Genomic DNA, 24,011 nt, shown 5'->3' with positions numbered 1-24,011 from the left:
AGCGTTGAGTAATCTGCGCTCCGCAGTGATTTATTGAACTCAAGTTAACGACGACGAGTACACTCTTATGACGACATTAAACGAACAACTAGCAAACCTAAAAGTAATTCCTGTTATTGCCATCAACAAAGCAGAAGATGCGATTCCACTAGGCCGCACTTTGGTTGAAAACGGTATGCCTTGCGCAGAAATCACGTTCCGCACAGAGTGTGCTGCAGAAGCGATTCGTGCTATGCGCGCTGAGTTCCCAGAAATGCTGATCGGTGCAGGTACGATCCTAACTAACGAACAAGTTGACCAAGCGATCGAAGCTGGTGTGGACTTTATCGTAAGCCCTGGTTTTAATCCTCGCACGGTTCAATACTGCCTAGACAAAGGTGTGGCTATCGTACCTGGCGTAAACAACCCAAGCCTTGTTGAGCAAGCGATGGAAATGGGTCTGCGCACACTTAAATTCTTCCCTGCTGAGCCATCTGGCGGTGTTGGTATGCTTAAAGCACTAACGGCGGTTTACCCAGTGAAATTCATGCCAACAGGTGGCGTGAGCCTAGGTAACGTAGACGAGTACTTGTCTATCCCTTCAGTACTGGCATGTGGCGGTACTTGGATGGTTCCAACAAAACTTATCGATGAAGGTAAGTGGGATGAACTAGGTACACTGGTTCGCGACGCAGTAGCTCACGTAGCATAAGTGTCGTAACACCCCGATAAAACTAGCGAATAGAATATAAAGCGAGCCTCAGGGTTCGCTTTTTTGTGTTTGAAAGAGGCGAGATTGGAGAATCGAGATGCGAGAAAAACAAACGAGAGATTAGAATCGAGAAGCGAGATTTGAAAAGTAGAAATGGAAAGCGTTGAATTTTTCTCGCGTCATCCACGAGAGCGACGAAGGAGCGAGTCGGGGATCTCGCTTTTCATTCATCTACTCCCCACTTGATAGCTCAATCCTTTTGAAACATCTCATTACGTTTCCCTCAAAGAAATACCGCGCATTTTTGATCTTCCGACAAAGCGTGAAGAAGAAAAATATTCCATACTTTAATGAATTTGCAATAGATTATTTGTATTACAATATAATTGTTTGTTGAGTGGCAGAGATTCTGACTTAGAATGCCAATAGCCCAATAAAACAAAGGATTTCTCGCCAATTTTTCAATGAAATAACTTATGTTCCAGATCACAATTAAAGCTTATTGTAGTACAAATAAAATAATGAACAGAGTAGTCTAGGCGTTAGAAAATGATCAAACTTGAAAGGCTGAAAAAATGACTATTGATACTCTTGTTGTTCTTGCCTACTTCTTCTTCTTAGTTGCAATTGGTTGGATGTTCCGTAAGTTCACTACCTCAACCAGTGACTACTTCCGAGGGGGCGGTAAGATGTTATGGTGGATGGTAGGTGCTACCGCCTTCATGACGCAATTTTCAGCATGGACGTTTACAGGTGCCGCAGGACGCGCGTTCAACGACGGTTTCGTTGTTGTAATCCTATTCTTAGCCAACGCATTTGGCTACTTCATGAACTATCTCTACTTTGCTCCAAAGTTCCGTCAGCTACGTGTAGTGACGGCGATTGAAGCAATTCGTCAACGTTTTGGTAAGACTTCAGAGCAGTTCTTCACTTGGGCTGGTATGCCAGACAGCTTGATCTCAGCCGGTATTTGGTTGAATGGTCTTGCGATTTTCGTGGCAGCGGTCTTCAACATTCCTATGGAAGCGACCATCATCGTTACGGGTTTAGTGCTAATGCTAATGGCGGTAACGGGCGGCTCTTGGGCGGTTGTTGCATCTGACTTTATGCAGATGTTGGTTATCATGGCGGTGACGATCACTTGTGCGGTGGCGGCATACTTCCACGGTGGCGGTATTGGCAACATAGTGTCTAACTTCCACGGCGACTTCATGCTGGGTAACAACCTGAACTACGTCAGTATCTTTATCCTTTGGGTAGTGTTCATCTTTGTTAAACAGTTCGGTGTTATGAACAACAGCATCAACGCTTACCGCTACCTATGTGCAAAAGACAGTGAAAACGCACGTAAAGCAGCAGGCCTTGCATGTGTGCTGATGATTGTTGGTCCTATCATTTGGTTCCTACCACCTTGGTACGTTGCGGCATTTATGCCTGATTTCGCAGAGCAATACGGCTCAGTAGGTGGTGATGCAGCTTACCTAGCATTCGTACAAAACGTAATGCCAGCAGGTATGGTAGGTCTTCTGATGTCAGCAATGTTTGCGGCGACCATGTCTTCAATGGACTCTGGTCTTAACCGTAACGCGGGTATCTTCGTGATGAACTTCTATAGCCCGATTGTACGTCCACAAGCGTCGCAAAAAGAGCTGGTTATCGTGAGTAAAGCAACGACTATCGTGATGGGTTTCATCATCATTGGTATCGGTCTATTCATTAACTCACTACGTCACTTGAGCCTGTTCGATATCGTACTGAACGTGGGCGCATTGATTGGCTTCCCAATGCTGATTCCTGTACTACTTGGTATGTGGATTCGTAAGACGCCGGACTGGGCTGGTTGGGCAACACTGGTTGTAGGTGGCTTTGTTTCTTACATCTTCGGTATCTCACTACAAGCAGAAGACGTAGAGCGCCTATTCGGTCTAGAGCAAGCGTTTACAGGACGTGAGTGGGCAGACCTGAAAGTTGGCTTGAGCCTAGCGGCACACGTTGTCTTCACTGGTGGCTTCTTCCTACTGACAACGCGCTTCTACAAAGGCCTATCGCCTGAGCGTGAGAAAGAAGTGGACCAATTGTTCGAGAACTGGAACACGCCACTTGTGGCTGACAGCGAAGAGCAGCAGAACCTAGATACAAAACAGCGCGGCATGCTTGGTAAGCTTATCAGTGTTGCGGGCTTCGGTATCCTAGCGATGGCTCTGATTCCAAACGAACCATCAGGTCGACTACTGTTTATCTTGTGTGGTGCGATTGTTCTCTCGGTGGGTGTTCTATTGGTGAACGCAGCACGAGGGCCTAAAAGCCCAAAGTTAGCTAACGCGAAAAGCTAACCACAATTAATGACTCTCTATGAAAAATCCCACAGTATCGCTACTGTGGGATTTTTTTATTTTCGACTTTAAGAATCAAAAGAAACCGAGTGATTAGATTGTCTTGCTTCTTGCTTGAGGCAATTCGATTTAAGCAGGAATACCACTGTGGAATTTGAAGTCTTCGTCTGGCGTTGAAATCAGTTCAGCTTCGATGCGTCCAAACTCTGCAACGCGCTCGCTAATGTCTTTACCTGCGATTTGTTCTGCAAGGACAAGGTAGTCTTGGTAATGACGAGCCTCTGAGCGAAGTAGAGAAACATAGAATTTCGCGATGTCTTCGTCCATGTGCGGAGCCAGTTTCGCAAAACGTTCACATGAGCGAGCTTCGATGTAGGCACCGATGATGAGCTTATCAATCAAGGTTTCTGGCTCATGTGTTTTCATGTTTGAAATCAGCGTTTTTGCATAGCGGCTTGCAGGAATGTTTTTGTATTCCACGCCACGGCTTTCCATGATTTCTAGCACTTGGTAGAAGTGGTGTAACTCTTCTTTGATCAGCAGAACCATCTTGTCGATCAGATCTTGGCTGTACGGCGAATCTGATTTAGCAATGATGGCTTTTGAAATGTTGCTTTTGCCTTTAAGCGTCTCTAGTGAGCCTGTCTTACGATAGGCAAAGTCCTCGTATGGTTTGAACCAATCGAGTAGGGCATGTGAGCTTGCTTGGTCTACTGCGTATTTACGGATCAGGAACATTGCCGACTGACCCGCTTTGAGTTCGCACAGTAGGTGGTCTAATAAAATGGTTGGAAGGTTTTCAGGCTTCTTTGCTTCCTCAACCCATTCATCTGGGGTGCTGCATTGCAAGAATTGGTTAATTGGAGCAAGAAGGTCCTGATAGGCGTCGAGATTAATCATTTTAATTTTTAGTACTTTACATTCAATTTTGGTTTATCCGGCCAATGTCTATTCAATCAAGAAGACACAAAAAAGGCTGCAAACGCAGCCTTTAATCGGATAGGGCGGAAAGCTTAAGCGGAGTTTACCACTTTTTCTTCTCGCCGAAGAGCGCATCCATGTCACTGTCGCGTTCTTTGTCGGCAATTTGCTGCATTTCTGCTTCATTCTTGTCTTGGCGTTTCTTATCCAAGTCACCAAGCATTTCTTCGAGCTTTTGTTTTGCTTGAATAGAGTAAGCGTCGTTTTTGGTGCTTAACGCATCAATGCCTTTACGAAGCAGTTGCAGAGCGGTTCCCGGTTGACCGCGAGCAATAGAGTCATTCGCACGCTTAATCACGTTCTCGATGTTGATGCGAATTTGCATCGTTTCAAGACGCGCGTTTTCAGTTACGTAAGTTTGCGTATCTAAACGGCCTTTGTTGTGCTCGTTACGAACCGCATCACGAAGACGTTTCACGAGCTTTAACATTACGATGGCTTGTTTATCGCTGCTTGGCATTTTGAATGTGGTGCTTTCACCGTTTGCGCTGCTCTCATTCAATTGAGCAATTTGCTGCTTCATGTTTTCGATGCGCTGCACGAGCTGCTTGTTCTTTGGATCAAGGTCGCGCATGCTTTCAAGTGCATCAAGAATACGATTATTAAGACACAGCAGTAAGTCCTTGCTGAAAGGAATATGATGAGCGTGTCCAATCAGCTCTTCTGTACCGTCAATCAGTGCCACGTAGCGAGCAGACTCTTGCCTTTTCGCTGTCTCTACTTTGACCTTGTACTGCAACATGATGTTATAGCCAAGGATCAGTACCAGTAGGATGACTACCAAAGCGATTATTAAACCAGTATTCATATCTTTGCTTCTACTACTTGTTACTTTTCTGTATCCAGCGTTCAAGAATACATGAATCTTATCTTTCTCGGCACCCTATTTATTTGATTATTTTGCTCCAAACACGTTTTCCTGTGGATTTAAGCACAGAATGCGGTGAGCCGTTTAAAAAAGCGAATTTTGAAGGTTCAGCTCCATGCATATTTAGAGAAGTTGAGTAATTCGCTATGAGCTTGAGCTATAAGTTAGAAATTACTGTTCATTTAGTTGCTAACACGTTATAACTAATCATTATATCTACTCGGGCGAGTAGACTAGATAAGTATGACGTTATTATCTCAATCAATGAGTAAGGGATTACGATGAAGCTGCAACAACTGAAGTATATTGTTGAGGTTGTGAACCATAATCTGAATGTGTCTGCGACAGCAGAAAGCCTATACACTTCTCAGCCGGGCATCAGTAAACAAGTCCGTCTATTGGAAGATGAGTTGGGTATTCAGATCTTCGAACGAAGTGGTAAACACTTAACGCAGGTGACACCCGCCGGTGAAGAGATCGTGCGAATTTCTCAAGAGATTCTAGCGCGTGTTGAAAGCATCAAAGCCGTAGCAGGGGAGCATACTCACCCTGAAATGGGCACACTGAACATTTCTACCACTCATACCCAAGCACGTTACGCACTTCCTGACGTGATCAAAGGCTTTACGGCTCGTTACCCGAAAGTATCGCTACACATGCACCAAGGTACGCCTTCGCAGATGTCTGAAGCGATTGCCAAAGGTACGGCAAACTTCGCGATTGCGACCGAAGCACTTCATTTATATCAAGATGCCATCATGCTGCCTTGTTACCACTGGAATCGTTCTATCGTGGTACCAAAAGACCACCCATTAGCGAAGAAAGACCGCGTAACTATCCACGATTTGGCGGCTTACCCGCTAGTGACTTATGTATTCGGCTTTACAGGCCGTTCTGAGTTGGATACCGCATTTAACCGTGAAGGCTTAACACCGCGCGTTGTGTTTACTGCAACGGATGCCGACGTGATTAAAACTTACGTTCGTATGGGCATTGGTGTTGGTGTGATTGCGAGCATGGCAGTTGATGAAGACCAAGACAGCGATTTAGTCGCGATTGATGCAAGCCACTTGTTTGGCGCGAGCACAACGAGCATTGGCTTCCGTCGTGGTACCTTCCTTCGCTCTTACATGTTCGACTTTATGGAGCGTTTTGCACCGCATTTAACTCGTCCGGTTGTAGAGCAAGCGATCTCGCTTAAATCAAACACCGAAATTGAAGAGATGTTTAAAGACATCGAGCTTCCGGTCAGATAACACTTCATTGATGTTTCGATTCCCTCTACAATGCGCTCGTTGTAGGGGGAGCTATGAAAACGCAATTTCAATTTATTAATGACTGCTTAATCGAAAACCAATCTTTGTGGCGATTCGAGCCTTTTAAAAGCAGCATTCACGCATCATTACCTTGGCAAGAGCAACATCCTCAGTTGTGCCAGTGGTTAGCGTCTCTTTCTCCCTCTCAAATTGAAGAATACAAAGCGGAACCGGAACTTGCCTTAAAAGCACTTAGTCCGTTTTTGCCTGAACTTGAACAACTCGCAGATCTGACTCATTTAGAGCTTTTAGCGTTAAACGGCTTGGAGCTCGCTCGTGGTTTAGATAACGGCATTCCCGGTCGTAAGTTAGAGCAAATTAGCTCGATGGGTGAAGCGGCGATTCAGCTTCATCATGGTGACGAATGGTTAGAGTGGTGCTCAGGCAAAGGTTATTTGGGACGAATTCTGACCACACAGACAGAGCAGCCTGTCACCAGTTTTGAATACCAACAAGCACTGTGCGATTCGGGGCAACAAGCAGCCAATGAACATCATTGGAAGATGACGTTTATTCAAGGCGATGCGTTTGATAGCAAGGCGAAAGCCGTGTTTAAGCCATCTCAACACGCAGTTGCACTTCATGCCTGTGGTGACCTTCATGTTCGCTTGATGCAGTACGGCAGTGAAAACGGTATTGCTGCGATGACAATCTCGCCTTGTTGTTACCACTTGATTCAGTCTGAGCAATATCAGCCGATGTCGGTGCAGGGCAGGGCTTCTTCTCTCTCATTGTCTAAGCAAGAACTGCGTATTCCGCTGCAGCAAACCGTTACTGGTGGTGAACGTGTTCGACGCCACCGTCAGCAGGAAATGGTATTCCGTCTTGGTTTTGATTTGATCACGCGACAAGTTTTGGGGATGGTCGAGTATGTACCTGTGCCGAGTATCCGTAAGTCGCAATTAAGTGATGGTTTTGAATCGTTATGTCGCTGGGCAGCGGAACAGAAGGGCATCGATCTTCCACAAGAAATCGACTTCGACCATTTTGAAAAGTTAAGCGAACAACGCTTTTGGCAAATGGAGCGTTTGAGTCTGGTTCAATTAGTATTTCAACGACCGTTGGAAATTTGGCTTGCTTTAGACAAAGCACTTTATCTTGAAGAACGTGGTTATCGTGTTAGATTGGCAGAGTTTTGCGCTAAATCAGTCACACCTCGAAACATTTTAATTTGCGCTTATAAGATTTAGATCTGTTTTATAATTAAATGCTCTATGCAAAAAAGCCCACTTTAGAGTGGGCTTTTGTAAACAAAACGTGACAATTTATGCGTTATTTTGTCATTAGTTGAACATTGCGATTGCTTGCGCTGGTTCAACGTATTCTAGGTCAAAGCTCTCAGCAACTTCTTTGCAAGTCACTTTGCCGTGGATAACGTTTAGACCTTCAAGGAAGCCATTGTCTTCTAGAAGTGCTTCACGGTAGCCTTTGTTTGCAAGCTTCACGATGTATGGAAGCGTTGCGTTGTTCAGTGCAAATGTTGAAGTACGAGCAACAGCGCCAGGCATGTTTGCAACACAGTAGTGAACCACTTCGTCAACGATGTATGTTGGCTCTGCGTGCGTTGTCGCGTGAGAAGTTTCGAAACAACCACCTTGGTCGATAGCTACGTCAACCACCGCCGCGCCTGGCTTCATCTTAGCGATGTGCTCTTTAGTTACCAATTTAGGTGCTGCAGCACCAGGGATAAGAACCGCACCGATCACTAGGTCTGCTTCTAGAACATGCTTCTCGATAGCGTCTTCAGTAGAATAAACCACTTTAGCGCGACCTTGGAATTCTTCGTCTAGTTTGCGCAGTGTATCTACGTTACGGTCAAGGATTGTTACGTCTGCACGAAGACCTACAGCCATACGAGCTGCGTTCGCACCAACGACACCACCGCCGACTACAACAACTTTCGCTGGCTCAACACCAGGTACGCCACCTAGTAGTAGACCACGACCGCCGTGTGATTTTTCCAACGTTTGCGCACCTGCTTGAATAGACATCCGACCTGCCACTTCTGACATTGGTGCTAACAGTGGCAAACGACCCATATTATCTGTTACAGTCTCATACGCTATACAGACAGCTTTGCTCTTGATTAGCTCTTCAGTTTGTGGAAAATCTGGTGCTAGGTGTAAATAAGTAAATAAAATCTGCCCTTCGCGGAGCATTGCTCTCTCGACAGCTTGGGGTTCTTTTACTTTTACAATCATATCTGCTTTCGCAAAAACGTCTGTAGCAGTAGGAAGAATGGATGCGCCTACAGCGATGTAATCATCGTCTGAAAAACCAATGCCGGCACCTGCATTGGTCTCAACCAAAACTTGGTGACCATGTGAGATAAGTTCTCTCACGCTAGCTGGGATCATACCCACACGGTATTCGTGGTTTTTGATTTCCTTAGGTACGCCAATGATCATCCTGTGTCCTCTTTCTAAAATGGTTGTATTAACTGTTTGTAGGGTGTTATTGTCGAATTAATATCTAGTATAGATGTTGATTTGTAATATTTGGCACCAAATATTAAAAAGTTGTAGTATATTTTTTTGCAAGGAAGTAATAAGGTGGAATAAAAAATGGCAGACAACTATAAGAAGCCGTCCAAGGAACTAGACCGTATCGACCGCAACATTCTTAATGAACTGCAGAAAGACGGTCGTATTTCGAACGTTGAACTTTCAAAACGTGTAGGACTTTCTCCAACGCCGTGTTTGGAGCGTGTGCGTCGCTTAGAGCGTCAAGGTTATATCACTGGGTACACTGCGTTATTAAACCCGCAGTTCCTAGATGCATCACTGTTGGTATTCGTAGAAATTACCCTTAACCGTGGTGCGCCTGATGTATTCGAACAGTTCAACGCGGCTGTTCAAAAACTAGACGATATCCAAGAGTGTCATCTAGTATCAGGTGATTTCGACTATCTTCTAAAGACTCGTGTATCAGACATGGGTGCTTACCGTCGACTACTAGGCGATACGTTACTGCGTCTTCCAGGCGTGAACGACACTCGTACCTACGTAGTTATGGAAGAAGTGAAGCAAACTAACCAGCTTGTGATTAAAACTCGTTAAATTCTTGCAAAGAAAGCGGTAAATGCTTCCGCTTTCTCGATAGAGTAATTGGGTTTTTCTCTTTGATATGGTTAAATCAATTTACCGAGCGGCTTTGTGCCGCTCGGAATGTTTTGCTTATTCCTAATTCATTTCCATATTCAAGTTGATTTATGTTCAAAGAGAACGCAAAGAAAGTCGAAACCATCATCAAAACCAGTGAAGAGCCTCAGTCTTCACGATTAAATGGCTTCCAACGCTTAAAAGAGTGCTGCTTTATCGTTGGCGTTCTTAGCTCGATATTGCTAGCCGTTGCATTATTTACCTTTAGCCCAGCCGATCCGTCTTGGTCCCAAACTGCTTGGGGCGGTGAGATCGATAACGCTGGTGGCCTGTTCGGCGCTTGGTTAGCCGACACACTATTCTTTACCTTTGGTTCCCTCGCGTATCCATTACCCTTCCTGTTAACTGCAGGTGCATGGGTGATTTGTCGCAAGCGTTCTGAAGACGACCCTATCGACCTTATGTTGTGGGGCACTCGTCTACTTGGTTTAGTTATCCTTATTCTTACCAGTTGTGGTCTTGCTGATATCAACTTTGACGACATTTGGTATTTCTCGTCTGGTGGCGTTGTTGGTGACGTACTGACGAGCTTGTCTCTGCCTACATTAAATGTGCTGGGCACAACGCTTGTACTTCTTTTCCTATGGGGTGCAGGCTTCACACTATTTACTGGTATTTCTTGGCTTAACATTGTTGAGTGGTTGGGTGATCGTGCACTTGGCGTTGTCGCAGCGTTAACAAATAAAGCACGTGGTACCGAGCATGAAACTCTAGAGCCACAATTAGACGAGTTTGCTGAAGATCGTGTAATGAGCAAACGTGGTTCAGATGACATGGAAGACGAGCCTATGCCTCATCTTACTGCTTATGATGTCGAAGAGCCGAAACAAGAAACACCAACACACGAATACCCAATCTACATGCCACAATCGGCGGTAGAACAATCGACTGTAGATAAACCGAGACAGCAGCAAGTAGCGCAAGCTAACCTTCAGCCTGCGCCGCAACCTGCGGTTGTAAATGCCGCGCCTGTGCAGCCTCAAATGCAGTCTCAGGTTCAAGAGCAAACTCAAACTGTTGAGCCAGTGCGTGCGGTAAGCACAGATAATGTGGACCCATTCGTTGAACGCACTAAACAACTGAACGTAACGATTGAAGAGCTAGAAGCGGCGGCACAACAAGCTGACGATTGGGCAGATGAAGAGCCACAGGTTCAAGAAGCGCAAGTTGCTCCTGTTCAAACTCAGCCTGAAGTTCCACAGTCTGTTTCTCAGGAATTTGCTCCACAGCAAGCCGAGCATCAACAAGCGCCACAAGAGCCGTTTGTGACACCTGAACCAACCGTCTCTGAACCGTTCGATAACGCACCAAGCTACGATGAGTATGCTCAGTTTGAAGCAGAGCAGGCTCAACAAGCCCAAGTTGCACAAGAACCAGCGCCTGTTCACGCGCCAATCGAACAGCCAACCACAGAGCAACCTTCACACGAAGAACCTGTGATTAGTTCTTCTGCATTGGATAACATTGCTGAAGAAACAGAGCCAAGCCAACACATCGAACCGACAATTTCGAACTTCGATGTATTGGATGACGAAGATGATTACCCGGCGCAGCAGCCAGTTCAACAAGCTCAACCGGCTTATGCTGAGCCGCAGCAACAAGCTATTCAGCCACAAGAACCAGTTCAGCAATCGCCTGTTCAAGAGCAACCTGTTCATCAGCCTGTTGCAGTTCAACCTCAACCGGTAACGCCTGCACCTTCTCCTACCTTTGAATCTGCACCTCAAGAAGCCGAGGTAGAAGAGGTTCAAGATGGCGATCAAGATGTGGCAGCATTCCAAAACTTGGTATCGAATGCTCAAGCGAAAGTGGCTGCACAGCAGAACCCATTCTTAGTACAGCAAGAGCAAAACTTGCCAGTACCAGAAGAGCCATTGCCAACACTAGAATTGCTTTACCACCCAGAGAAGCGCGATAACTTTATCGACCGTGATGCTCTGGAAGAGGTGGCTCGTTTAGTTGAAACCAAACTTGCGGATTACAAGATCAAAGCAGACGTAGTTGGTATTTACCCAGGCCCTGTTATCACTCGATTTGAGCTTGATTTGGCGCCGGGCGTGAAAGTAAGCCGCATTTCTGGCTTGTCTATGGACTTGGCACGTGCGTTGTCTGCAATGGCGGTACGTGTTGTAGAAGTGATTCCGGGCAAACCTTATGTGGGTCTAGAGTTGCCCAACATGAGCCGCCAGACGGTATTCTTATCTGATGTAATCAGTAGCCCTCAGTTTGAACAAGCAACGTCACCAACGACCGTTGTTCTTGGTCAAGATATCGCGGGTGAAGCGGTGATTGCAGATATCGCGAAAATGCCTCACGTGCTGGTAGCAGGTACAACCGGTTCTGGTAAGTCAGTAGGTGTGAACGTGATGATCTTGAGTATGCTTTACAAAGCATCGCCAGAAGATCTGCGTTTCATCATGATCGACCCGAAAATGTTGGAGCTTTCAATCTATGAAGGCATTCCTCATCTACTTTCTGAAGTAGTAACAGACATGAAAGACGCGTCTAATGCACTGCGTTGGTGTGTGGGCGAGATGGAACGTCGTTACAAACTGATGTCTGCATTGGGCGTACGTAACGTGAAAGGCTTTAACGAGAAGTTGAAGATGGCAGCAGATGCTGGTCACCCAATTCACGACCCATTCTGGCAAGAAGGCGACAGCATGGACACTGAACCGCCGTTGCTAGAGAAACTGCCTTACATTGTTGTGGTTGTCGATGAATTTGCCGACCTAATGATGGTGGTAGGTAAGAAAGTTGAAGAACTGATTGCTCGCTTGGCGCAAAAAGCGCGTGCGGCAGGTATTCACTTGATCCTTGCGACACAGCGTCCATCGGTTGACGTTATTACCGGTCTAATTAAAGCGAACATCCCAACACGTGTGGCGTTCACCGTATCAACGAAGACCGACTCACGTACTATCCTTGACCAAGGCGGTGCAGAATCGCTATTGGGTATGGGTGATATGCTTTACTTACCACCAGGCTCAAGCCATACGACCCGTGTTCACGGTGCGTTTGCATCGGATGATGATGTTCACGCGGTTGTGAACAACTGGAAAGCACGTGGTAAGCCAAACTACATCGATGAGATCATCAGCGGTGATCAAGGTCCAGAAAGTCTGCTTCCGGGTGAACAGATGGAATCGGATGAAGAAGTGGATCCACTGTTCGATCAAGTCGTAGAGCACGTAGTGCAATCGCGTCGTGGTTCGGTTTCTGGTGTACAGCGTCGATTCAAGATTGGCTATAACCGAGCGGCTCGTATTGTAGAGCAGCTTGAAGCGCAAGGCATCGTAAGTGCTCCGGGCCATAATGGTAACCGTGAAGTACTGGCTCCTGCGCCACCAAAAGATTAATGAACTTGTGTTACTCACCTCAGTCCAACTGAGGTGAGTGGTTCTAACAATAGGTATCTGAATGAAAAAACTATTTTCAGCGAAACTTTTCTCTGCGCTTGTTTTAAGCTTTTCTCTCTTCTCTACTGCACACGCCGCGTCTCCCAAAGATGAACTAAACAAACGCCTTTCTATGAATGATGGCTTCAGTGCGGATTTCTCTCAGCAAGTTATCAGCCCTGAAGGCGAAACGGTGATGGAAGGAGAAGGCACGGTTGAAATCGCTCGTCCAAGCCTGTTCCGTTGGAGCACAACATTCCCAGATGAAAACCTACTGGTTTCTGACGGTAAGACATTGTGGTACTACAGCCCATTCATCGAGCAAGTAAGTATCTATTGGCAAGAGCAAGCAACAGAGCAAACGCCATTTGTTTTGCTAACGCGTAATCGCGCAAGTGATTGGGATAACTACAAGATTTCTCAAAAAGGTGATGAGTTCATCCTCATTCCTACTGCAGTAGACTCCACACAAGGTCAATTCCAGATTAATATTGATGCTAAAGGTGTGGTGAAAGGCTTCAATGTGGTTGAACAAGACGGTCAGAAAGGTTTGTTCACCTTTAATAACGTGAAGCTGGGTAAACCAAAAGCAGACAGATTCACATTCACAATTCCAAAAGGTGTGGAAGTGGATGACCAAAGGAATTAATTGGTAGTGAGCAATTACACATTAGATTTCTCGGGGGACGAAGATTTTCGTCCCCTTGCTGCTCGTATGAGGCCGGAAACGATCGAACAATACATTGGACAGCAACACATTTTAGGTCCCGGTAAGCCACTGCGCCGTGCGCTAGAGGTGGGTCACATTCACTCGATGATCCTTTGGGGACCACCAGGCACAGGCAAAACGACATTAGCAGAAGTGGCTGCAAACTATGCCAATGCTGAAGTTGAGCGCGTGTCTGCCGTGACGTCTGGTGTGAAAGAAATCCGTGCAGCAATCGAGAAAGCACGTGAGAATAAAATGGCGGGTCGCCGCACGATCTTATTTGTGGATGAGGTGCATCGCTTTAACAAATCTCAACAAGACGCGTTTTTGCCGCATATTGAAGATGGCACGGTTACCTTTATTGGAGCTACGACAGAAAACCCATCGTTTGAGCTAAACAACGCATTGCTGTCACGTGCACGTGTATACAAGCTAACGTCTCTCGACAAAGATGAAATCTCGTTGGCGTTGAACCAAGCCATTAGCGATAAAGAACGTGGGCTGGGTAATACACCTGCACACTTCGCTGATAACGTATTAGACCGCTTAGCAGAACTGGTAAATGGTGATGCTCGCATGTCTCTCAATTACCTTGAGCTGCTTTACGACATGGCAGAAGACAATGCGCAAGGTGAAAAAGAGATCACGCTTAAGTTGCTTGCGGAAGTAGCAGGGGAGAAGGTCTCTCGCTTCGATAACAAAGGCGATATCTGGTACGACTTAATCTCTGCAGTCCACAAATCGATTCGTGGCTCTAACCCAGATGCAGCGCTGTATTGGTCTGCGCGTATGATTGCTGCTGGTTGTGACCCTTTGTATATTGCTCGACGCTTATTGGCGATCGCTTCTGAAGATGTAGGTAATGCTGACCCACGCGCAATGCAAGTGGCACTGTCTGCTTGGGATTGCTTTACCCGCGTTGGTCCAGCAGAAGGTGAACGTGCGATTGCACAGGCGATTGTGTACTTAGCATGTGCGCCAAAAAGTAATGCTGTTTACGTGGCGTGGAAGCAAGCCCTCACAGACGCTCATAACTTACCTGAATATGAAGTGCCGCATCACCTTAGAAATGCACCAACCAGTTTGATGAAAGACATGGGTTATGGGGCAGAGTATCGTTATGCTCACGATGAGCCTGGCGCTTACGCTGCGGGTGAGCAATATTTGCCACCTGAAATGGGCGATCGTAGGTACTATCAGCCGACAAATCGTGGTCTAGAGACCAAAATCGGCGAAAAGTTAGATTACTTGGCTACTTTAGACGCAAATAGCCCACAAAAGCGCTATGAAAAGTAGGCGTTTTTGGATACATTTGTTCAGTAAATTTTTTTTAACGCGTACGCTTGGAAAGTGCGCGTGATTTCACAACAAAAAGCATAGGATTAACAATGCTGGATTCTAAATTACTTCGTACAGAGCTGGATGAAACAGCTGCTAAACTGGCGCGTCGTGGCTTTAAGCTAGACGTAGATACTATTCGTAAACTTGAAGAACAACGTAAGTCCATTCAAGTAGAAGTAGAAAATTTACAATCCACGCGTAACTCCATCTCCAAGCAAATCGGCCAAAAAATGGCGGCTGGCGACAAAGAAGGCGCAGAAGAGATCAAGAAACAAATCGGTACTCTAGGTAGCGATCTTGATGCGAAGAAAGTTGAACTTGAGCAAGTAATGGCTCAACTAGACGAATTCACGCTTTCTGTACCAAACATCCCAGCAGATGAAGTGCCAGATGGCAAAGATGAAAACGACAACGTTGAAATCTCTCGTTGGGGTGAGCCAAAGTCTTACGACTTCGAACTGAAAGATCACGTTGACCTAGGCGAAATGGGTGACGGTCTAGACTTCGCAAGTGCTGTTAAGATCACTGGCGCACGTTTCATCGTGATGAAAGGCCAATTCGCTCGCCTACACCGTGCAATCGCTCAGTTCATGCTGGATCTTCACACTGAAGAGCACGGCTACACAGAAATGTACGTACCTTACCTAGTAAACTCTGACAGCCTATTCGGAACTGGTCAGCTTCCTAAGTTCGGTAAAGACCTTTTCCACACTGAGCCGCTAGTAGAAAAAGTAAACGACGAAGAGCCACGTAAACTGTCTCTAATCCCTACTGCAGAAGTGCCTGTAACGAACCTAGTTCGTGACACGATTTCTGACGAAGCGGATCTACCAATTAAGATGACAGCTCACACGCCATGTTTCCGTTCAGAAGCAGGTTCTTACGGCCGTGATACTCGTGGTCTGATTCGTATGCACCAGTTCGACAAAGTTGAGCTAGTACAAATCACTAAGCCAGAAGATTCAATGAACGCACTAGAAGAGCTAACAGGTCACGCTGAGAAAGTTCTACAACTTCTAGAGCTTCCTTACCGTAAAGTGGTTCTATGTACAGGTGACATGGGCTTCGGCGCTCGTAAGACTTACGACCTAGAAGTTTGGGTTCCTGCTCAAGAAACTTACCGTGAAATCTCTTCATGTTCTAACATGTGGGACTTCCAAGCTCGTCGTATGCAAGCGCGTTTCCGTCGTAAAGGCGAGAAGAAACCTGAGCTTGTACACACGCTAAACGGTTCTGGTCTTGCTGTAGGTCGTACAATGGTTGCTATCCTAGAAAACAACCAAGAAGCAGACGGCCGCATTGCAATCCCTACAGTACTTCAGAAGTACATGGCAGGCGCAACGCACATCGGTTAATTCGTTAACCACTAGAACACCAAAACCCAGCCTTAGTGCTGGGTTTTTTGTTATCTGCGTCGAGTGAAAATACGTTGTTATGTAAATGTAGGATGAGGTATTGCATAGTTAGCCTAAATTATTAAAACCAGCCCCTAATGATATTTTTCTAAGCTTCATTGAGCGTGACAAGCTCCTCCAAAAGATAAAGAGGAGGTACTTTCATGGCTTCAATAAGAATAAGCGGCTCTGTTGGCTTGGGTGGTAAAAATGTGGATGCTGATATTCGTACGGTACAAAGGTCTATTAACCAATTGCTTGGTTCTTTAAAGGGAGTAAAGGAGCTTAAAGTGGATGGGAAACTAGGCTCTAGACCGGAAAACTCCAAGACTGTCGCCGCAATTAAAGCTTTTCAGAAAAACCTTGTTGGGATGGCTCGTCCAGATGGAAGGATAGATGTGAATGGAAGAAGCCATCGTAAGTTGATGCAAGGTATCACGGTTTTGAGTGCGAAGAAGGCTTTGCCTGTCTCAACCTCCCTCAAAATGAAGCTCAAGGCTAAATTAGAGCAATATGAGGGAAGAGTCGAGCATATGTATTTGGATACCAGAGGCTATATCACTGTTGGGGTAGGTAGTATGTTAAGCGACGTTACCGCAGCAACAAAGCTCCCATTTGTTCACAATTCTACAAATGAACCGGCTACTTACGAGCAAATCAAAGAAGAGTTTTTGCGTGTTAAGGCCCGGCCTTTTGGAGAGTCAGAGCCAGCTTCAAGGTTTAAGCCTTTTACAGCCCTCAAATTAACTGAAAGCGTGATGAACGAGCAAGTAGCACATCACATACAGTCTTTCGAAAAAGAGCTTAAGGTTATCTATGGAGATGAAGCGTTTACATCTTATCCGGACAACGTAAAGCTAGCGCTTTTTGACATGATATTTAATTTAGGTATGCCAAAACTTAAAGATACTTATCCCAAGTTTAATGGGCATATTCGAAACGGAAATTATCAGCAAGCGGCCCTCGAGTCGAAAAGAAATGGTGTACAAGCAGAAAGAAATGCTTATGTAGCAAACTTATTAAGGTCTCATTAATGAAATCACTCTTCCTTTTACTAGGTTTATCTTCTTCTAGCTTATTCGCAAACCCAATTTCGATAGAGCCCTTCTATAGTCCTTACAATAACTCTGATCGTTTTTTTGTCGAAAAAGTGACCTTCTTAACTCAGGATAATGTCAGAGCAGTTTATGGAGCGGAGTGGTATTTTGAGTTCCCACTTAAGTCCGCTTCTGGAGAAGTCTCAGTAGCTAAAAGTTGTGCAGAACTCGAGCTGAAAAGCCAAAAAAACTTTAGCGCTAAAATAGACTCAGAGCATTCTGCGTTAATGGCAACAAAAGTCTTATGTGAATCTTGGAAAGTGATGGGATCTCTTAAACCATCTAATACTTCTTACATATCAGAAAGCATCATTAGTGAGAGTCTTCCGGATATATCTCCATCAGAGTTGAGTTTTATCATCTCTGATGAACAATTGAGAAAATCAAAAGAAGCACATCGATGGGCTGATATGGATAAAATCACTAGTTTTGAGCGATTGAATGACTTCCAGGCTGTATTTTACGATAACTCCGATGGTTACCAAAAAGTTACTCTTCTTGCGACCGGAGACTACAATGATGATGGTTTGGAAGATGTAATACTGTTAAAGGAAAACAGTGTGTTAAGCGGAAGCTATGGTTCTACTCACGGGTATGTTCTTTCAAGGCTTCAGGAGAATGAGTCATACCAACTAATTAAAGAATGGTAATTGGTTTTAGGTTATCTATTTTTACCAAAACGTAATAGTGTTTTTGAATTTAACCTAATTATCTTGTTATTTGTAATCGATATAATCATCCACCTTACCACGGTAAGTAGATTTTCTCATTCAAGCAACGAGGAGGGCTTATGGCCGTAGGGTGGGCAAACGACGATAGCGTCAGCCAACAAATTCAAAACACAATAGACGACGAGATTTCCCGTGTTCGTGGCAGTATCACAAAGGGTGAGAGCGCCCATTACTGCGATGAGTGTGGTGATGAGATTCCGGAAGCGCGTCGTCTTGCAATGAAAGGCGTTCGTTTGTGTATCGAATGTCAGTCAACAATCGAATTGGTGTCTCAACGCCAAGCATTGTTCAATCGACGAGCGAGTAAAGATAGTCAACTTCGATAGCTTTACTGCTCTAATAAATAACGAGACGGTTTGAGTCTCATACTCAAACCGTTTTCATGTTGAATTGAACTATGAAGCGAAGCAGTCTTTACGTTGTAACGCAGCATCAATCGCATTCACTAACTTTTCAATATCTTCTGGCTTGCTGATGAACGGCGGCATCATATAAATCAGTTTACCAAATGGACGAATCCAAACTCCGTGTTCAACAAACAAGGCTTGGATGGCTTCCATATTCACAGGGCGATGCGTCTCCACTACGCCAATAGCACCCAACCAACGGGTGTTTTTCACCAAGTCGTATTCTTCAAGTTTTGGTAGTAACTCAGAAAACAGCGTTTCAATTTGTTGGGTTTGTTGCTTCCAATCACCTTGCTCGATCAATTCCAAACTTGCAGTGGCAACAGCGCAGGCAAGTGGGTTACCCATAAAGGTTGGACCGTGCATAAAACAACCAGCATCACCACCACAAACAGTATCCGCAACATGTTTGCTCGCGAGGGTCGCAGAGAGGGTCATGTAGCCTCCAGTGAGTGCTTTCCCAACACACAAAATATCTGGCTGAATGTCTGCATGTTCGCAGGCAAACAACTTGCCTGTGCGTCCAAAACCGGTTGCGATCTCATCTGCAATCAATAACAAACCGTATTTGTCACAAAGTTTACGCACGCCTTTCAGAAATTCTGGATGGTAGATACGCATGCCACCTGCGCCTTGAACGATAGGCTCAAGGATCACAGCAGCAAGTTCTTTATGGTGCGTCTCAATCTTGTGCTCGAAGTCGGTAAGGTCTTCTGGCTTCCAATCATCCCAATAACCACAAGTTGGTGACTCCGCAAAGATATGCTCAGGCAAAAAGCCTTTGTAGAGAGAGTGCATAGAGTTGTCAGGATCGGTAACCGACATCGCCGCAAACGTATCGCCGTGATAACCGTGTCGCAAAGTAAGAAACTTCGGTCGGCGTTCGCCTTTTGCATGCCAATATTGCAGTGCCATTTTTAAGCTGACTTCTACGGCAACGGAGCCTGAATCGGCAAGGAATACATGCTCAAGATTACTTGGTGCTAGGGATAGCAACTTCTTACACAAACTGATTGCTGGCTGGTGGGTAATTCCGCCAAACATCACGTGAGAGACTTGATCGATTTGCTGGTGAGCGGCTTGATTTAAGTGCGGATGGTTATAGCCGTGGATCGTCGACCACCAAGAAGACATGCCATCGACAAGCTCAGTACCGTCTTCCAATTTAATGTGAACACCATTTGCCGATGCCACTGGGTAGCAGGTCAGAGGTGTCAATGTCGAAGTATAAGGATGCCAGATATGCTGGCGGTCGAAGGCGAGATCCATGTGCGATTCCAATAATAATTGAGATTAAAAAATAAACAGATGTAAACTTTGTTCTTTTGTGTTGTGTTGACAGTTTATCGAGACTCAGTAGACTGTCAACACAACAACAAAAGTGACTAAAGGAATACACGTGGAAGTTCGTCATAACTGGACGCATGCTGAAGTGCGCGATCTCATGGAAAAACCATTCATGGATCTCCTATTCGAAGCGCAGCTTGTACATCGTCAATATCAACAAACCAACCATGTTCAAGTAAGCACGCTTCTGTCGATTAAGACAGGTGCTTGTCCAGAAGATTGTAAGTACTGTCCTCAGAGTGCTCGTTACACCACAGACATCGAGAAAGAGCGTTTGATGGAAGTAGAACGCGTACTCGATGCTGCGCAAAAAGCCAAAAATGCTGGTTCTACTCGATTCTGTATGGGCGCAGCATGGAAAAACCCGAAAGAGCGTGACATGCCGCATTTGACCGACATGATCAAAGGCGTGAAGGGCATGGGTTTAGAAACGTGTATGACATTAGGCATGTTGACGCCAGATCAAGCAAAGCAATTGGCAACCGCAGGTCTGGATTACTACAACCACAACCTAGATACCTCACCTGAATTTTACGGCAACATCATTACCACACGTACTTACCAAGACCGTTTAGATACTTTGTCTCACGTTCGTGATGCTGGCATGAAGATTTGTTCCGGTGGCATCATCGGCATGGGTGAAAGTGCTAACGACCGAGCTGGTTTGTTGGTTGAATTGGCTAACTTACCGGTACACCCTGAAAGCGTTCCAATCAACATGCTCGTGAAGGTGAAGGGCACACCACTGGAAGAAGTCGATGATGTTGAGCCATTCGATTTCATTCGCCTGATTGCGATTGCACGAATCATTATGCCTCAATCAGCCGTTCGTTTATCCGCTGGCCGTGAAAACATGAACGAACAAATGCAAGCGCTGTGTTTTATGGCGGGTGCAAACTCCGTCTTCTATGGCTGCAAACTGCTGACCACGCCAAACCCTTCAGAAGACAAAGACATGATGCTGTTCAACAAGCTCGGCATTAACAGCCAAGAGGTGTCTCAAAAACCTGATGAAATCGAAGAAAACGAGTTACTCGATCGCGTCGTAGAGCGCGTTGCTGCCCGTCCGACAAAAGACGACCTTTTCTACGATGCCAGCGTTTAAATCTCGTATCGAGTCCGCCCTTGCTGAGCGTAAAACGCAAGGGTTGAATCGTTCTATGAATGTGGTGTTTGCTGGTAACCAGTCCGTTTTGGAACACGAAGGCAGACGCTACATTAATTTCTCAAGTAATGATTATCTGGGATTGGCGAATGACCAAGCGCTTGTTCGGGCTTGGCAGCAAGGTTTAAGCGTATACGGCAGTGGCAGTGGAGCATCACCAATGGTCACTGGCTTTAGTGCAGCACACAGCAATTTAGAAGCCGCGCTCACCGAATGGTTGGGCTACGACAGAGCAATTCTGTTTGGTTCTGGATTCAGTGCTAATCAAGCCTTGTTGTTCACCTTGTTAGAAAAATCAGACGTATTGATCCAAGACCGTTTGAATCATGCTTCATTGATGGAAGCGGGGGCGTTATCACCAGCTAAGATGAAGCGCTTCAAGCACAATGACATCGAGCACCTAAAGTCGCTGATTAATAGCGAATATAGCCATCTAGTTGTGACTGAAGGGGTATTCAGCATGGACGGTGATTGTGCGCCGCTTAGCGATATAGCTGAAGTCACTCGCAGTCATGATGCTTGGTTTGCTGTCGATGATGCTCATGGTATTGGCGTTCTTGGTCAATCCGGTGGTGGTTCTTGCGAGTTGGCAACGGTTAAACCCGAGATACTGATCGTTACTTTCGGCAAAGCGTTTGGTATGTCTGGCGCGGCTATTTTATGTGACCACGCTACGGGAGACTTTTTGACTCAGTTTGCTCGTCACCATGTGTATTCCACAGCGATGCCTCCGGCACAAGCCTACGCGCTCACGCATGCGGTTTCTATGGTTCAAGAGCAGTCTTGGCGACGTGAAAAGCTTTTAGAGGTTAGTGAAATGTATCGAGGTTGCCTCAGCGATCTTGAGGGCTTTGTTGAGACTCAGACTTCGATTAAGCCGTTTGTGATTGGTGAATCTGAACTGGTTTTACAGGTTGCGGGCGCTTGTCGCCAAAACGGCATTTGGGTTACTGCTATTCGACCTCCGACGGTGCCTAAAGGGACGTCTCGCCTTCGAATCACACTCACTGCCAATCACACCAACGAACAAGTTAAAACGCTTTCAATGGCATTGAAGCAAGCGTTAGGAGCGCTGTAATGGATAATGCAGAAAATATGACATTGGAGAGCTTTTACCAAGATAAAGAGGCGATTGCCTCTTCGTTTGGTAAAGCAGCAGAAACGTACGACAAACACGCGGCTTTTCAGCGTGATGTTGGGCATCGCTTGCTTGATAAACTTCCTGAAAATTTGACGGGAAAACGTGTATTGGATTTAGGGTGTGGCACTGGCTACTTCTCCCAACAGCTTCAACAACGTGGCGCGGAAGTCGTCTGCGGTGATATCTCTCAGGCTATGTTAGATAAAGCTGAGCAGCGTTGTGGTGCAGTAGGAATGCATTACCAGATTGCTGATGCTGAAAACTTACCATTTGACGATGAGAGCTTCGATTACGTGTTTTCAAGCTTAGCGCTGCAATGGTGTACAGATTTAAGCTACCCATTGAGAGAAGCGCGGCGTGTACTAAAAACCGGTGGAAAGGCGTGTTTCTCTACGCTGGTTGATGGTTCGCTTTATGAGTTACGTGAGGCTTGGTCAAAAATTGATACATATCAACACGTGAATAACTTTATTACCTACAATCAGGTAAAAATTGCGTTAGCGCAATCTTGGTGCCACAACCATCATCTAGACTTGAGCCCCATCACAGTTTGGTACGATTCAGCGTTTTCTGTCATGCGTGATCTCAAAGGCATTGGTGCAAATCACGTAAGCGGGCGCTCACATGGCCTGACGAGCCGTCGCACTTTATTGCAAGTTGAGCGCGCGTACCAAGCATTTAGAAACGATCAAGGTCTTCTACCTGCAAGTTATCAGGTTTGTTTTGGAGTCATAGTTAAATGATTGATGCATTTTTTATTGCTGGTACGGATACTGATGTAGGAAAAACGGTAGCGTCTAAAGCTATTTTGCAAGCACTCGGTGCGAAAGGGCTTAACACCATTGGTTACAAACCAGTGGCAGCAGGAAGCGATAAGACGGCAGAAGGTTGGCGCAACTCGGATGCATTGCATCTGCAAAAAGCGGCAACACTGGATATCGCGTACGACGATGTAAACCCATACGCTTTGGAATTGCCTGCTTCTCCTCACATCGCCGCAAAGCATGAACATGTAGAAATTAAATACGAAGTATTGAGTGAAAAATTAGCTCAACACAAAGAGCAATCAGACATTGTTCTAGTGGAAGGTGCTGGTGGTTGGCGTGTGCCTGTGTCTGACACAGACAGCTTGTCGACTTGGGTGCAACAAGAACAGTTGCCAGTTGTACTGGTTGTCGGTATTAAACTGGGCTGTTTGAGCCATGCATTGCTCACTGCTGAGATCATCAAAGCGGATGGTCTGAATCTCGTAGGTTGGGTGGCAAACCGCGTTAACCCAGGCACGGAGCACTATGCAGAAATCATCGATATGTTGGAAGAGCGTCTAGACGCGCCGAAACTCGGTGAGATCCCATACATTCCAAGTGCGAAGCGCAAAGAGTTGGGTAAATACATCAACGTCGAACCGTTGCTAAACGTATAACTGATTCACAAACAAAAATACAAAAAGGGCTGCATCATGCAGCCCTTTTCTCATGTAAACCTTTGTGCCTAATCGTAAGATTCGACGCTTAGTTTATTTTTCTTGGCTAAGCCCCATCAACGCTTGTTGTGTTTCTGCAACGCGCTTTGACATTTGAGCATCAGTTGAAATACCTAGCTGTTGTTTTGCCTCATCCTCTGAGATACCTAGGTGACAACAAAGTAAATCGATAGCCATTTGATAGTCGTTAGTTTCTACCATGATTTTTCCCTCAAGACATGGAAGTTTGGAGCTGCTTAATTGTCCTAAAAGCTAACCCCGTTTCGTTCATCTAACCCGAATCTAGCACGTACAGATAGTCGCACAATAAGACCAAAGTCTATACTCGGTCTAAAGTGCTGATTTAAGAGTGTAAAAAGGTGTGTATTATTTCAGTCTCGAAAACAAATGTTGCAATTTATTGCTTAACCTTGTTTTTAACGCGGATAGACTATATCTATAACGCAAC

At 45.5% G+C, this 24,011-nt stretch carries 21 protein-coding genes; 16 read left to right on the top strand and 5 right to left on the bottom strand.

Translation table 11 applies throughout. The features are described from left to right. Positions 1–67 precede the first annotated feature (67 nt). A complete protein-coding gene (locus KJB05_RS11740) occupies positions 68–691 on the top strand; it encodes a bifunctional 4-hydroxy-2-oxoglutarate aldolase/2-dehydro-3-deoxy-phosphogluconate aldolase (protein WP_005388506.1) in 624 nt (207 codons plus the stop codon). 575 nt (positions 692–1,266) lie between these two features. After that, on the top strand, positions 1,267–3,024 hold the full coding sequence (locus KJB05_RS11735) for a sodium:solute symporter family protein (RefSeq protein WP_061008060.1): 1,758 nt from the start codon (positions 1,267–1,269) through the stop codon (positions 3,022–3,024). Positions 3,025–3,153: 129 nt separating this feature from the next. Here KJB05_RS11735 and KJB05_RS11730 read toward each other — a convergent pair whose 3' ends face one another. Both KJB05_RS11730 and KJB05_RS11725 read right to left on the bottom strand, forming a co-directional pair. Next, positions 3,154–3,924, bottom strand: a complete 771-nt coding sequence (locus tag KJB05_RS11730) for a tRNA isopentenyl-2-thiomethyl-A-37 hydroxylase MiaE (RefSeq protein ID WP_005437159.1) — start codon at positions 3,922–3,924, stop codon at positions 3,154–3,156. A gap of 124 nt (positions 3,925–4,048) precedes the next feature. Continuing rightward, the gene (locus KJB05_RS11725; protein WP_005437162.1) at positions 4,049–4,813 is read right to left on the bottom strand and encodes a hypothetical protein; all 765 of its coding nucleotides are present in this window, start codon (positions 4,811–4,813) and stop codon (positions 4,049–4,051) included. 341 nt (positions 4,814–5,154) lie between these two features. Here KJB05_RS11725 and cysB point away from each other — a divergent pair, with 341 nt between their 5' ends. Both cysB and KJB05_RS11715 read left to right on the top strand, forming a co-directional pair. Further along, positions 5,155–6,129 carry an HTH-type transcriptional regulator CysB gene (cysB, locus tag KJB05_RS11720; RefSeq protein WP_005437164.1) on the top strand — a complete coding sequence of 325 codons (975 nt, stop codon included), beginning with the start codon at positions 5,155–5,157 and terminating at the stop codon, positions 6,127–6,129. 53 nt (positions 6,130–6,182) lie between these two features. Further along, positions 6,183–7,379: a methyltransferase gene (locus KJB05_RS11715; RefSeq protein ID WP_208444152.1), complete on the top strand. Its 1,197-nt coding sequence runs from the start codon at positions 6,183–6,185 to the stop codon at positions 7,377–7,379. A 93-nt stretch (positions 7,380–7,472) separates the two neighbouring features. On the opposite strand, the gene ald is transcribed toward KJB05_RS11715, so the two are convergent. Further along, complete coding sequence (gene ald / locus KJB05_RS11710) at positions 7,473–8,597, bottom strand: alanine dehydrogenase (protein WP_005437167.1); 1,125 nt, start codon at positions 8,595–8,597, stop codon at positions 7,473–7,475. 156 nt (positions 8,598–8,753) lie between these two features. On the opposite strand from ald, the gene lrp reads away from it, so the two are divergent. The 8 genes from lrp to KJB05_RS11670 all read left to right on the top strand — a co-directional run bounded on the left by lrp (position 8,754) and on the right by KJB05_RS11670 (position 18,346). Continuing rightward, on the top strand, positions 8,754–9,248 hold the full coding sequence (gene lrp, locus KJB05_RS11705; protein ID WP_005437169.1) for a leucine-responsive transcriptional regulator Lrp: 495 nt from the start codon (positions 8,754–8,756) through the stop codon (positions 9,246–9,248). Positions 9,249–9,400: 152 nt separating this feature from the next. Next, complete coding sequence (locus KJB05_RS11700) at positions 9,401–12,709, top strand: DNA translocase FtsK 4TM domain-containing protein (RefSeq protein ID WP_208444151.1); 3,309 nt, start codon at positions 9,401–9,403, stop codon at positions 12,707–12,709. A 61-nt stretch (positions 12,710–12,770) separates the two neighbouring features. Continuing rightward, the gene (gene lolA / locus KJB05_RS11695; RefSeq protein ID WP_009705737.1) at positions 12,771–13,397 is read left to right on the top strand and encodes an outer membrane lipoprotein chaperone LolA; all 627 of its coding nucleotides are present in this window, start codon (positions 12,771–12,773) and stop codon (positions 13,395–13,397) included. Continuing rightward, a complete protein-coding gene (locus KJB05_RS11690; protein ID WP_279612103.1) occupies positions 13,398–14,753 on the top strand; it encodes a replication-associated recombination protein A in 1,356 nt (451 codons plus the stop codon). Positions 14,754–14,845: 92 nt separating this feature from the next. Continuing rightward, positions 14,846–16,153 (top strand): serine--tRNA ligase, encoded by a 1,308-nt coding sequence (gene serS / locus KJB05_RS11685; protein ID WP_005437179.1) that lies wholly within the window; start codon positions 14,846–14,848, stop codon positions 16,151–16,153. Between the two features lie 203 nt (positions 16,154–16,356). Further along, positions 16,357–17,226 carry a hypothetical protein gene (locus tag KJB05_RS11680; RefSeq protein WP_244142882.1) on the top strand — a complete coding sequence of 290 codons (870 nt, stop codon included), beginning with the start codon at positions 16,357–16,359 and terminating at the stop codon, positions 17,224–17,226. Continuing rightward, the gene (locus KJB05_RS11675) at positions 17,226–17,939 is read left to right on the top strand and encodes a hypothetical protein (protein ID WP_047100794.1); all 714 of its coding nucleotides are present in this window, start codon (positions 17,226–17,228) and stop codon (positions 17,937–17,939) included. The genes KJB05_RS11680 and KJB05_RS11675 overlap by 1 nt, the downstream gene beginning before the upstream one ends. Positions 17,940–18,079: 140 nt before the next feature. After that, positions 18,080–18,346: a DksA/TraR family C4-type zinc finger protein gene (locus KJB05_RS11670; protein ID WP_005437185.1), complete on the top strand. Its 267-nt coding sequence runs from the start codon at positions 18,080–18,082 to the stop codon at positions 18,344–18,346. 69 nt (positions 18,347–18,415) lie between these two features. On the opposite strand, the gene bioA is transcribed toward KJB05_RS11670, so the two are convergent. Beyond that, positions 18,416–19,696 (bottom strand): adenosylmethionine--8-amino-7-oxononanoate transaminase, encoded by a 1,281-nt coding sequence (gene bioA, locus KJB05_RS11665; protein ID WP_208444149.1) that lies wholly within the window; start codon positions 19,694–19,696, stop codon positions 18,416–18,418. Between the two features lie 130 nt (positions 19,697–19,826). Between bioA and bioB the strand changes: the two genes are divergently transcribed. From bioB to bioD, 4 genes are read left to right on the top strand one after another with little or no spacing between them, the layout of a single operon-like run. Then, positions 19,827–20,879: a biotin synthase BioB gene (gene bioB / locus KJB05_RS11660; protein WP_208444148.1), complete on the top strand. Its 1,053-nt coding sequence runs from the start codon at positions 19,827–19,829 to the stop codon at positions 20,877–20,879. Further along, the gene (gene bioF / locus KJB05_RS11655) at positions 20,866–22,017 is read left to right on the top strand and encodes an 8-amino-7-oxononanoate synthase (RefSeq protein WP_208444147.1); all 1,152 of its coding nucleotides are present in this window, start codon (positions 20,866–20,868) and stop codon (positions 22,015–22,017) included. The genes bioB and bioF overlap by 14 nt, the downstream gene beginning before the upstream one ends. Further along, entirely contained in the window at positions 22,017–22,823 is an 807-nt protein-coding gene (gene bioC, locus KJB05_RS11650; protein WP_208444146.1) for a malonyl-ACP O-methyltransferase BioC, read from the top strand. The genes bioF and bioC overlap by 1 nt, the downstream gene beginning before the upstream one ends. Further along, complete coding sequence (gene bioD, locus KJB05_RS11645; protein ID WP_009698190.1) at positions 22,820–23,503, top strand: dethiobiotin synthase; 684 nt, start codon at positions 22,820–22,822, stop codon at positions 23,501–23,503. The genes bioC and bioD overlap by 4 nt, the downstream gene beginning before the upstream one ends. A 93-nt stretch (positions 23,504–23,596) precedes the next feature. On the opposite strand, the gene KJB05_RS11640 is transcribed toward bioD, so the two are convergent. Further along, a complete protein-coding gene (locus tag KJB05_RS11640) occupies positions 23,597–23,764 on the bottom strand; it encodes a hypothetical protein (protein ID WP_005450789.1) in 168 nt (55 codons plus the stop codon). Positions 23,765–24,011 lie beyond the last annotated feature (247 nt).

Source organism: Vibrio sp. B1ASS3, assembly GCF_905175355.1.
GTDB classification, from domain to species: domain Bacteria; phylum Pseudomonadota; class Gammaproteobacteria; order Enterobacterales; family Vibrionaceae; genus Vibrio; species Vibrio owensii.
This window is presented reverse-complemented; position numbering and strand designations above follow the sequence as displayed.